Annotated in this window: 12 protein-coding genes; 8 read left to right on the forward strand and 4 right to left on the reverse strand. The window is 38.0% G+C overall.

The annotated features are described in order from the left end of the window. Positions 1-113: 113 nt before the first annotated feature. The 4 genes from CDW55_RS02800 to CDW55_RS02815 form a co-directional block, all read right to left on the reverse strand. A complete protein-coding gene (locus CDW55_RS02800; RefSeq protein WP_088468195.1) occupies positions 114-704 on the reverse strand; it encodes a sigma-70 family RNA polymerase sigma factor in 591 nt (196 codons plus the stop codon). A 172-nt stretch (positions 705-876) separates the two neighbouring features. Further along, positions 877-1,368, reverse strand: coding sequence for a hypothetical protein (locus CDW55_RS02805; RefSeq protein ID WP_088468196.1), 492 nt, complete (start codon positions 1,366-1,368; stop codon positions 877-879). A gap of 84 nt (positions 1,369-1,452) precedes the next feature. Beyond that, positions 1,453-2,733, reverse strand: a complete 1,281-nt coding sequence (gene metK, locus CDW55_RS02810; protein ID WP_088468197.1) for a methionine adenosyltransferase — start codon at positions 2,731-2,733, stop codon at positions 1,453-1,455. A gap of 189 nt (positions 2,734-2,922) precedes the next feature. Beyond that, complete coding sequence (locus CDW55_RS02815) at positions 2,923-3,870, reverse strand: LysR substrate-binding domain-containing protein (RefSeq protein WP_088468198.1); 948 nt, start codon at positions 3,868-3,870, stop codon at positions 2,923-2,925. A 109-nt stretch (positions 3,871-3,979) separates the two neighbouring features. Here CDW55_RS02815 and CDW55_RS02820 point away from each other — a divergent pair, with 109 nt between their 5' ends. From CDW55_RS02820 to CDW55_RS02855, 8 genes are all read left to right on the forward strand, one after another. After that, on the forward strand, positions 3,980-5,476 hold the full coding sequence (locus tag CDW55_RS02820) for a catalase (RefSeq protein WP_088468199.1): 1,497 nt from the start codon (positions 3,980-3,982) through the stop codon (positions 5,474-5,476). Positions 5,477-5,558: 82 nt separating this feature from the next. Next, a complete protein-coding gene (locus CDW55_RS02825) occupies positions 5,559-6,326 on the forward strand; it encodes an enoyl-CoA hydratase/isomerase family protein (protein WP_088468200.1) in 768 nt (255 codons plus the stop codon). Between the two features lie 29 nt (positions 6,327-6,355). Continuing rightward, a complete protein-coding gene (locus CDW55_RS02830; RefSeq protein WP_088468201.1) occupies positions 6,356-6,781 on the forward strand; it encodes a deoxycytidylate deaminase in 426 nt (141 codons plus the stop codon). Positions 6,782-6,794: 13 nt separating this feature from the next. Beyond that, positions 6,795-7,700, forward strand: coding sequence for a site-specific tyrosine recombinase XerD (gene xerD / locus CDW55_RS02835; RefSeq protein ID WP_088468202.1), 906 nt, complete (start codon positions 6,795-6,797; stop codon positions 7,698-7,700). Beyond that, complete coding sequence (locus CDW55_RS02840; protein ID WP_088468203.1) at positions 7,701-8,213, forward strand: NUDIX hydrolase; 513 nt, start codon at positions 7,701-7,703, stop codon at positions 8,211-8,213. Between the two features lie 49 nt (positions 8,214-8,262). Next, positions 8,263-8,967: an RluA family pseudouridine synthase gene (locus CDW55_RS02845; protein ID WP_088468204.1), complete on the forward strand. Its 705-nt coding sequence runs from the start codon at positions 8,263-8,265 to the stop codon at positions 8,965-8,967. 65 nt (positions 8,968-9,032) lie between these two features. Further along, the gene (locus CDW55_RS02850) at positions 9,033-10,154 is read left to right on the forward strand and encodes a glycosyltransferase (RefSeq protein ID WP_088468205.1); all 1,122 of its coding nucleotides are present in this window, start codon (positions 9,033-9,035) and stop codon (positions 10,152-10,154) included. Between the two features lie 75 nt (positions 10,155-10,229). Beyond that, positions 10,230-11,876 (forward strand): asparagine synthase-related protein, encoded by a 1,647-nt coding sequence (locus CDW55_RS02855; RefSeq protein ID WP_088468206.1) that lies wholly within the window; start codon positions 10,230-10,232, stop codon positions 11,874-11,876.

Consider the following 11,876-nt stretch of genomic DNA (forward strand, 5'->3'; position numbering starts at 1 on the left):
AGAAAATCAATTGTTTGTTTCTTTGGTTTCAAAAGTTTTTCGTTTAAAGTGTCAATTTTTTTCATAGGCGAAAAAGTTGTTTCCCTAAAAACGAAAGTTTTTTTAAAATATTATTATCGGGTTAAAATAATATGATGTTGATCCATGATTTTTCTCAGGTTGATGAGCGCATAACGCACGCGGCCCAAAGTTGTATTGATGCTGGTCTCGGTTTGATCTGCAATTTCTTTAAAACTTAACCCATCGAAAAACCTCAGCTTGATAACTTCCTGCTGATTCTCTGGCAAAAACACCAGCATCCGCGTTAAATCGTGCTGAATTTGCTCGCTGATGAGTTTTTCTTCAATATTTTCTTCGTTACCGGAAATCAGATCAAAAATCGAAAATTCGTCGTTATCATAAGAAGTTTCTGAAACTTTAATATGTTTTGATTTCACACGGTAATGATCGATAATGAGGTTGTGGGCGATTCTTTTTGCCCAGAGAATGAATTTCCCTTCTTCGTTGTATCGCCCTTCTTTCAGCGTGACAATGATTTTCATAAAGGTATCCTGAAAGATATCGTTTGCCAGATCTTCATCCATCAATTTATAAAAAATGAAGGAAAAGAGATCTTTTTGATGCCGCTCTATAAGAATTGAAAGGGTTTTTTCGTTACCATTACGGTACTCGGAAATCAACCAGCTATCTGTATGTGTTTTCATAACCTACTTCTGTTTTGTAACCCGTACATCATCCCGATTATTGAATCAGGTTGTGTTTAACAGGCTTATTGTAAGAAGTAAAGTTTAATCGATAGCAATTGATTTATTTGGTGTGTAAAAATAATAAAAAAGTTAATACTCTGTTAAAAATTAAGGAGAATTTAAAGATAATTTATTTTTTTAACAGATCATTTAACATTACAAGCGGAAGATTGAGGGTAAAATTTATATTTAATCCTTTTAATTCTTTTCCGTTAATTCCCGAATTATCGATTGGGAATGCGTACCCTCCGGTTAAGTCGATGATTCCGAACAAGGTAGCTCCAATTTTAGGTGCGATATATTTTGTTGTAGCTTCTGCTCCTGCCAGAAAATAATAGGAATGATATAAATCGACATTTCTTTCAAAATTGATTAAAATATCACCCTGTATTTTCGGTAGTACAGCAAATTTACCATTAGCCGAACCGAGCAATGCGGCAGCGCCGACACGGTAAATCGTATCATCATTTTCTAAAAAAAGCAACCTCCCGCCCAGTTCTGCAAAACTCTGGTTCTGGTAAACATAGCCCACATGAATGAGTTTATGCATGGTAAACTGCGCCTTTGCAGATTGGTTTGCAAGCATTATCAGCAGCGCTGTAAATCCCAGAATTTTCTTCATTGTAAGATTTTAGATGGTGGTAAAGGTAAAAAAAAACTGCTTTATCCTTTCGAATAAAGCAGTTTAAAATATTTATCTCTGGAATTAAATGCCGAACTCTTTTTTAATTTCGTCTACTTTGTCTAACTTTTCCCAGGTGAAAAATTCCAGATTATCGATCGTTAATTCATTCTTTTTTCCTTTATTAAAAGTTTTGCTTCCAACATAAGCATCTCTTCCCATATGCCCGTAAGAAGCTGTTTCCTGATAAATTGGGTTTCTCAGTTTCAGATTCTGCTCAATGGCATAAGGTCTGAGATCGAAAATCTTCTGAACTTTTTCGGCAATTTCCCCATCGTGGAAGTTTACTTTTGAAGTTCCGTACGTATTGATATAAAGTCCACAAGGCTCTGCGACACCAATCGCATAAGAAACCTGAACAAGAACTTCGTCTGCAATACCTGCTGCTACAAGATTTTTTGCGATGTGTCTTACCGCATACGCAGCACTTCTGTCAACTTTAGAAGGATCTTTTCCGGAGAATGCACCACCACCGTGGGCACCTTTTCCACCGTAGGTATCAACGATAATTTTTCGTCCTGTTAATCCGGTATCTCCGTGAGGCCCGCCGATGACAAATTTACCGGTAGGGTTAATGTGATATTTGATTTTATCATTGAAAAGCGCCTGAATTTCTGGTTTTTGCGCAGATCTAACTTTCGGGATAAGAATTTCGATGATATCTTTTCGGATTTTAGCAAGCATTGCATCATCACTCCCGAACTCGTCGTGCTGCGTAGATAAAACGATAGAGTCGATTCGTACAGGTTTGTGATCATCAGAATATTCTATGGTTACCTGAGATTTGGCATCGGGACGCAGATATGGAATCGCGTCGCTTTCCCGCCGCAATTTTGATAGTTCACGTAGAATGGTGTGCGCTAAATCCAAAGCAAGCGGCATGTAGTTTTCAGTTTCGTTGGTAGCATACCCGAACATCATTCCCTGGTCTCCGGCTCCCTGTGCATCTGCTTTTGTCTCGAAATCTGCATTATCATGAGCACGCTCAACTCCCTGATTAATATCTGGCGACTGTTCGTGAATTGCAGAAATTACGCCACAGGAATCTCCGTTGAACATATATTCGCCTTTTGTATAACCAATTTCGTTAATTACTTTTCGGGCAATATCCTGCACATCAAGGTAAGCCTCAGACTTTACTTCACCGGCCAAAACGACCTGTCCGGTAGTTACCAAAGTTTCGCAGGCCACTTTTGAATTGGGGTCATACGCCAAAAAATTATCAATAAGAGCGTCGGAAATTTGGTCTGCAATTTTATCAGGATGGCCTTCTGAAACAGATTCGGATGTAAATAGATAGGACATATTTCTTTTGTTTTATTTAATTAAAATTTAAGAAAAAAGGTAGAATGATTACAAAAGAAACTAAAATAGAAATTCTGTTTTAGCATTTTTTATGGAGGTTGCAATCAGTTCAAATTTTTCCTCATGAAATTATCGTCTGCAAATTTAAAGATATTTGTTGAAACACAAAACTTATTCACCTAATTAAAATCATTGTGGTTTTATGCTTACATACTCCTCCGGATTTTTATTATAATTCAGTTTTTCAGCCAGGGAATTCTTAACCGAAAGCGCCATTTCGTCTAAAATTTTCTGCTTATACGTTGGCTTATAATAAATTAAACTGATTTCGCGATACGGAAACGGCTTTCTGAAGCGCGCAATTTTTTCTTTCTGTAAATCAGACAACTGCGGAATCGCAAGTTCGGGAAGAATAGTAATTCCCCCAACCTTATCCACCATCTGAATTAATGTGTTGATGTTTGAAGCAAGAAAATCGAGATTTTTAGGCTTTAAAGAGTTTTCTTTCAGAGGACAAATGTTTTCAAACTGTGTACGAAGACAGTTTCCTTCTTCCAGAAGCCAGACTTTATTGCTGTCGAGTTCTTCAGGAACAACAAAGGAATCATCTTTGGTTGTACTTTCCGAAGAGTAAATCATCAGTTCTTCATTAAAGAGAAAATGTTGGTAAAATTCGTTCGCAGTATCATACGGTGTGGAAATAATTCCTGCATCTAATTCGCCAGATTTTAGGGCTTTGATGATACTGTCCGTCGTCATTTCCTTTACATTAAGTTCTATTTTTGGATTTTCATGTAAAAAATCAAAAATCTCGCTTGGAAGTATATAACTGGAAACCGTTGGAATAATCCCCAGATTAAGCTTACCGGCCAAAACATTATTCAGTAGACTTGCCTTGTTGCGCAATTCATTTACCGCATCGATCACCCTTTTGGCTTCTTCAATAATTTGAACTCCAACATCAGTCGTGCGGATGGGATGCGTGGTTCGGTCGAAAATTTTTACATCCAACTCATCCTCAAATTTCTGAATCATGGCGCTAAGTGTGGGCTGCGTAATAAAACACGCCTGCGCCGCTTTACCAAAATGTTTGTATTTATCTACCGCGATAAGATATTCTAATTGCTGAATGTTCATTTGATTAAGTTTATCTATTACAAAGATACGTTGTTTTCTTCATTTTGCCCGAAATTAAAGCCTGCTAAAGCACTAAAATCCTTAAATTTGTTACTTTAAAAAGTTAATCATGGACTCAAAAAAACTTACTTCCGGCTCAGGAGCGCCCTACTTCGAACATCAGGATTCCCAGACTGTTGGCAGTAGAGGGCCCGTTTTACTGCAGGATTTTATGCTTCAGGAAAATTTAGCTCATTTCGTAAGAGAACGTATTCCTGAAAGAGTTGTTCATGCCAAAGGCAGCGGCGCTTACGGAAAGTTTACCGTAACACATGATATTTCGAAATACACAAAAGCAAAACTCTTCGCTAAAGTTGGAAACCAGTGCAGGATGTTTGCCAGATTCTCCACCGTAGGCGGTGAAAAAGGCAGCGCAGATACAGAACGGGACCCAAGAGGTTTTGCATTGAAATTTTATACTGAAGACGGAAACTGGGATTTAGTGGGCAATAACACGCCTGTTTTTTTCATTAAAGATGCCAAAAAATTTCCCGATTTTATTCATACCCAAAAGAGAGTTCCAAAAACAAATTTGAAGAGCGCTACCATGATGTGGGATTTTTGGAGTCTGAATCCAGAATCACTTCACCAGGTACTGATTTTAATGTCGGATCGCGGGACACCTTATGGCTACCGACATATGCATGGTTTCGGATCACACACTTTTTCAATGATTAATCTCGATAACGAAAGAGTTTGGGTGAAATTTCATTTTAAAACACAACAGGGTATTAAAAATTTCAGTCACGACGACGCGGTAAAAATGAAAGGCGAAAACCCTGATTTTGCGCAGGAAGATTTAGTCACGGCAATCGAAAACGGAAATTTCCCGAAATGGACACTTTATATTCAGGTAATGACTGAGGAACAGGCAAAAGAATTCCGCTGGAATCCGTTTGATGTTACAAAAGTTTGGCTGAAAAACGAATTCCCACTTATCGAAGTCGGTGAAATGGAACTGAACGAGATTCCTGCCAACTTCTTTGCCCATGTAGAACAGGCAACATTTTCGCCAAGCAATTTGATTAACGGAATCAGTTTTTCACCTGATAAAATGTTGCAGGGAAGAGTATTTTCTTATCCCGACGCGCACCGTTACCGTGTGGGCGTTAATGCAAATCAACTTGAGGTAAACCGGTGTCCGTTTGCGGTTAACAATTATCAGAGAGATGGTGCAATGGCAGATTCCAGCAGATATAATGATATGCCAAATTACTTCCCTAACAGTTTTGATGATATAAAGCCCGATCCGCAGTACAAAAATTTCGAGTACGATTTAGACAGCACCAACGTGGCACATTTCAACCGAAATGAAGACGACGACGACCATTACACCCAACCCGGCTTGCTTTACACCAAAGCAATGAATCAGGAAGACCGCGATCGTCTTATTTACAATATCATCAGTTCCATGCGAGGAATTTCGGGACCGAAGAGAGATGAAATCATTAACCGTCAGCTCTGCCATTTCTTCCGAGCAAACATTGAATTGGGGATGAAAATTGCGATGGGATTGCAGATCAATATCGATGCAAATATGATGAATCACTCGAAAACTGAGTTTTAATTTCCTCATTTAAAGCATCAAAGCTTGAACAGCTCGAAAAAAAGAACTAATTTGCGAAAAACCGAATAAAAGCAACATAAAGATGAATTTCGAAAATATTATCCTTGAAAATGAGGACAAAACCGCTCTCATCACAATCAACCGTCCGGAAAGCCTTAATGCACTGAATTATAAAACTATACAGGAATTAAGCAATGCTTTTGAAAACCTAAATAATGATTCTTCCGTTCGTGTTATAATTTTAACCGGAAGTGGCGAAAAATCTTTCGTTGCGGGTGCAGATATCAAAGAATTTGCAGACTTCGGAACAAATGAAGCAGAAAACTTAGCAAGAAACGGCCAGCAAACACTTTTCAACAAAATTGAAAATCTCGGTAAACCCGTAATTGCGGCTGTAAACGGATTTGCGCTGGGTGGCGGATTAGAACTTGCCATGGCCTGCCATATCCGTTACGCATCACAAAATGCTAAACTCGGACTTCCGGAAGTGACTTTAGGACTTATTCCAGGTTACGGAGGCACCCAAAGACTACCTCAACTGGTAGGAAAAGGCATTGCAAACGAACTTATTTTTTCCGCAAAAATGATAAGCGCAGAACGAGCGAAAGAAATTGGCCTGGTAAACGAAGTTTTTAGTTCTGAAGAAATTTTACCAAAAACAAAGGAACTTGCTTCATTAATTGCGAGAAATTCACCGATGGGAATCTCGAAAGCAATCGCAGCAGTAAACCTTGCCGGAACCAAAGAAGGTTTTGAAAGAGAGATAAAATCCTTCGGCGAACTCTTCGAAATGGAAGATAAAAAAGAAGGAGTTGCCGCATTTTTAGAAAAAAGAAAACCGGCTTTTTAAGGTAAACATTTAAATAAAATATTCTTTTTTTGGAATCTACTAAATTTGACAAAGCCTACCTGAAAATGGCGATGGAATGGGCAAAACTCTCCTACTGCAAAAGAAAACAGGTGGGCGCACTTATCGTAAAAGACCGGATGATTATTTCCGACGGTTATAACGGGACCCCATCAGGATTTGAAAACTGCTGCGAAGATGGTGCAGGAAAAACCCATTGGTACGTGCTTCATGCAGAAGCCAACGCTATTTTAAAATTAGCTGGTTCTACTCAGTCGGCAAAAGATGCCACCCTCTATCTTACTTTATCGCCTTGCAAAGAGTGCAGCAAACTGGTTGTACAGGCGGGGATAAAAAAAATAGTTTACATGGATGATTATTCAGATAATGCCGGGGTCGAGTTTCTTCGGAATCATGGAATAGAAATTCTCCAAATTTCGAAAGAAAACCTTTTATAAAAACACAAATACTATGACCTGGGATGAAAAAATTAAAGATTTCGAAAATTTTCTAAGATTCGAAAGGAACTTTTCCGACAATACACTCGATGCCTATCTCCGCGACGTGAGAAAGCTACGTGATTTTGCAGAATTTGACATGAATGATACCGGGCCGCTGGTTATAACTTACGAGAACATTCAGGAATTTCTCTATCACCTTTCCAAGAAAAAATTCAGCGAACGAACCCAAGCAAGATGGATCTCTTCCATAAAAGCTTTTTTTAAATATTTAGTTGAAGACGAAGCGCGTGAGGATAACCCGGCAACCCTTCTCGAAGGGCCAAAACTCGGACTTTATCTTCCGGATACTTTAAGTTTTGATGATGTAAACAGAATCATTAAGGCCATTAATATTTCCACTGATTTAGGGCGCAGAAACCACTGCATGATCGAAGTACTTTACGGATGCGGACTACGGGTTTCGGAACTTATTGATCTGAAGATGTCGAATATCAACTTCAAAGAATCGTACCTAAAAGTCGAGGGAAAAGGAGACAAAGCCCGTTTTGTACCTTTGGCAGCTTATACTGCAGAACTCATCAAACAATATATTAAGGAAATCCGTTCGAAATATAAAATCAACAAAAAATGTGAAGACATCCTCTTCCTCAACAGCCGCGGATCTTCTATGTCGAGGGTGATTGTATTTATCATCATTAAAGAATTAACTGAAAAAGCCGGCATCAACAAGAAAATTTCACCGCATACCTTCCGCCATTCCTTTGCAACACATCTGCTGCAAAACGGCGCGGATTTAAGATATATTCAGGAAATGCTGGGGCATTCGAGCATCACGACCACCGAAATTTATACCCACTTGAAAAACGAAGAACTTCGGGATGTCATTCTGAATTATCATCCGAGAAATAAAGAATAAATGGATTATCTTAAGTTTTGTCCGAAATGCGGCAATAAAAGCCTAAAATGGGACCAAGAGAAAAAATGGAACTGTAAAGTTTGCGATTATGTACTTTTTCACAATGTTGCAGGAGCGGTTGCTGTGGTGATTAAGTGTGGCGATGAAATTCTGCTGACGAGGCGTAATCAGGAACCTAAAAAAGGTAAACTCGATTTGGCCGGTGGTTTTGTAGATCCAAAAGAAAGTGCTGAAGAAACCTGTGCTCGGGAACTTTTCGAAGAAATGAAGATGAGGATTGATATTTCAAAACTGAAATATCTCACCAGCCTACCCAACATTTATGAGTACAAAAACATCATTTACAACACTTTAGATCTTTTTTACGAATACGAATCAGATGAAAAATTTGAAGTAAATCTGGAAATTTCTGAAATTTCTGAAACAATTTGGCTGAAAATTCAAGACATTAATCCAGATGATATTGCCTTCGATTCGCAACGCATCTTTCTGGAAAAATATAAAACCCTATAATTTTTAAGCGGAGTTTTATTTGTAATTTTGAAGTCCCGAAATTTCATCCATGCAGGAATCCCCAAATAACATCGAATCACAGATTGTTTTTGAAGACAACCATCTTCTGATCATCAACAAAAAAACCGGTCAACTCGTGCAGGGTGACAAAACGGGCGATGCCTCACTGTTGTATTTAATTAAAGGTTTCATCAAAAAAAGAGACCAAAAACCAGGCAACGTCTTCCTTGGGCTGGTTCACAGAATCGACAGGCCAACTTCGGGACTTGTCATTTACGCAAAAACCTCAAAAGCACTTACCCGACTGACGCAAATGGTAAAAAACCGGGAAATAAAAAAGACGTATTGGGCGGTTGTTGCCAAAGAAATGATTCCCCAAAGCCAAAGGCTGGTTCATTATCTTCACAAAAACGAGAAAACAAACAAATCTACCGTTTTCATAAAACCTACAGAAAACGCGAAAGAATCGATACTCAACTATCAGATAATAAAAACTTTAGATAACTTTCAGCTTCTTGAAGTTGATTTAGAAACAGGCCGGCATCACCAAATCCGCGCGCAACTTTCAAAAATTGGTGTTCCGATAAAAGGAGACTTAAAATATGGTTCACCCAGATCCAATCCCGATGGTGGCATTCATCTTCACGCGAGGAGATTAGAGTTTATTCATCCCGTCACCAAAGAGAATCTTGTAGTTGTAGCACCTGTTCCGCAAAATGACTCAGTTTGGGCAGCTTGTGAAAGCGAAAATTAAAGTCTGAATCTTTTCAGGCTTTTTTTGGCAGAAATAAATCCCTATTTTTGTTTGTTTATAAAAGCATGCGGCACAAAATCCTCTTTATTTCCTCGTGGTATCCGAACAAATTAGAGCCTACCAACGGTAATTTTGTTCAGCGCCATGCCGAAGCGGTTTCTACACTTCATGAGGTAGAAGTTCTTCACGCAATCGGTGACCGGGCGCAGCAGGAAAAATTTATCTTCGACGACAAAAATATAAACAGCCTGCGCACTTTAATTGTTTATTATAAGCAAACCCAGAATCCTGCACTAAATTTTGTAAGGCGAATGCAGGCCTATAAAAAGGGGTTTTCGAAACTCAACAAACCCGATTTAGTGCATGCAAACGTTCTTCAGAACAACATGTTTTTTGCGGTTTATTTAAAAAACAAATATAAAATTCCTTTTGTCGTCACCGAACATTGGTCAGGATTTTTACAGATAAACAGACACAGACTTTCTAAACTTCAGCTTTTTACAGCAAAAAGAATTGCAGAAAAAGCGTCATTCCTTTTACCTGTAAGTCAATATCTCTCCAAGGATTTAAAAACAGCAGGCATTCAAACAAAAATAGAAGTAATTGGAAATGTAGTAGATACAGATTTGTTTAATATAAAAAAAGCAACGCCCGCAAAGTTTACGTTTTTACATATTTCAAATCTTATCTGCATCAAAAATCCTGATAAAATTATCGCTGCGGCAGTTCGTTTATCCAAAGAATTTTCGAATTTTGAACTTCAGATTGGCGGTGACGGTGATGTGGATACCTTGAATAAGCTGATTAAATCTCAGCATGCAGAAGGTTTTATTAAAACTTTTCCGATGCTAACTTCAAAGGAAGTTTCAGATAAAATGAGAAACAGCAACTGTTTTATTCTCTTCAGCGATTATGAAAATTTTCCCTGTGTTCTTCTGGAGTCGCTTTCGACAGGAACGCCTGCAATCGCAACAAAAGTAGGTGGAATTCCTGAAATTTTAAATGAGAAAAACGGGATTTTGATCGGAAATTCTGAAGATGAACTATATCACGCCATGAAAAAAGTTCTTACTGCACAAATACATTTTGAGGAGCCGAACAAACTGCATGAATATGTAGAGAATAATTTTTCTATCAATAAAATTGCGCAAAAATACTCGCATATTTATAGTCAGGTTTTGAACTAATTTCCCGAAAAACCAAAGTTTCTTTAGAATTTTATGTAAATTGACTTCTCTAAACTATTTTCACACATACCCATTATGAGAAAAGGGTTTTCTATAAAAATTTCGGACAAAAAAACAGATATAAAATCATTTATTTCAGGAGAATATGATAATTTATATCTTCAGACCGAACATTTTGATTTTCTTTTGGAAGGAGTGTTGCTCAACAAAAAAAAATTACTCACAGAATATGCGTTAAAAGATTTCGAAACATTAATCCGGGAAATTTATACACAGAAAAAACAGAGATTAATACAGGAATTTGAAGGCGAATTCCGGGGTTTTATCTGGAACAGAAAAGAGGCAAAACTGTATGTTTTTACGAATCCAACGTCTACCCAACGGGTTTTTTATTCTAAATTTAGAAATGAAATTTTTATTGATACCAGCTTGGTACGGCTCAATAAAACTTTATTAAGTTCGGGGATTACAACGACTCCGAATTTGGAATCCATCTACCAGTTGCTGTGTTTCAGTAATCTGCCTGAAAGAAAAACCCCGATTGAAAATATAGCAAAATTGCTCGACGGACACTACCTGGAAGTCAATTTCCGCGATTTAAGTTTCAGTGAAAAAGAATATTTTAATCTTTCGGAAATTCCGGTATTCAAAGGAACTAAAGCAGCTGCTGTCGATCAAATTCACGAGATTTTTGCCCAATCAGTGATCATGGAATACCAGAAAGATACCGAGTTGGGAAAAAACCATCTCGCGCTGCTGAGCGGCGGTTTAGACAGCCGTGTTGCGATGTTATATGCGATTAAAAACAATGAGGTACCGGGAAACGCTCTTTGCTTCTCACAGTCTGGTTATTTCGACCATACTATTTCGGAAAAAATAGCCGAGGACTTCGGAATTCACTATGAATTTATACCGTTGGATGGCGGAAATTTTCTTAAAAAGATAGATGAACTTACTGAAATTTCGGAAGGGATGGTTTTCTACACGGGAGGCATTCATGTGAAATACGCTGTAGAAAAAATGCAGTATGAATATTTTGCACTCTTCCACAGTGGGCAGATTGGCGATGGGGTTTTAGGAGGATTTAATACCGAACCGAAAAGGAAAAAGCCCAGTAATTTTAAGATGGTGGTTAATCACCATTTTCTTCCTGAAGTTGAGAAAAGTTTAGATGATATTTTAAAAAATTACGAAACGGAAGAGCTTTTCCTTTTAAGAAACGTAGCATACAACCGAACCGTTTTGGGAGCACATGTTTTTCAGGAAAAAAGATACCAGACTTCGCCGTTTATGACCAGAGATTTTCTGAAGCTGGCCATTTCTTTACCTGAAGAATGGAAGTTTAGCCACCGGTTTTACATCGACTGGATCAACACCCACTGTAAAGAAGCGACCAATTACCGTTGGGAAAGAACTTTAATGAAACCTAATGCACACTGGAAAACTGTTTTCGGAGATCAGTTCATGAAAAGAGGTTTTAAAATTCTTAATGAAAAGATTCTTAAAACCCCACAGCATTCCAGTATGTATCCGTACCACTTTTACTTCGATAATAACACTGAAATCCAACGATATTACCAGCAATATTTTGATGAAAACCTACACCGGATCGAAAGTTATCCTGAGCTCTACAACGACGTTAAAAAACTTTTCGTCTCTGAAGATTTTCATTCGAAGTCCCAGGCAGTAAATATTTTATCTGTTTTTAAACTCTATTTTTAA

The organism is Chryseobacterium sp. VAUSW3, from assembly GCF_002205795.1.
GTDB lineage: Bacteria > Bacteroidota > Bacteroidia > Flavobacteriales > Weeksellaceae > Kaistella > Kaistella yananensis.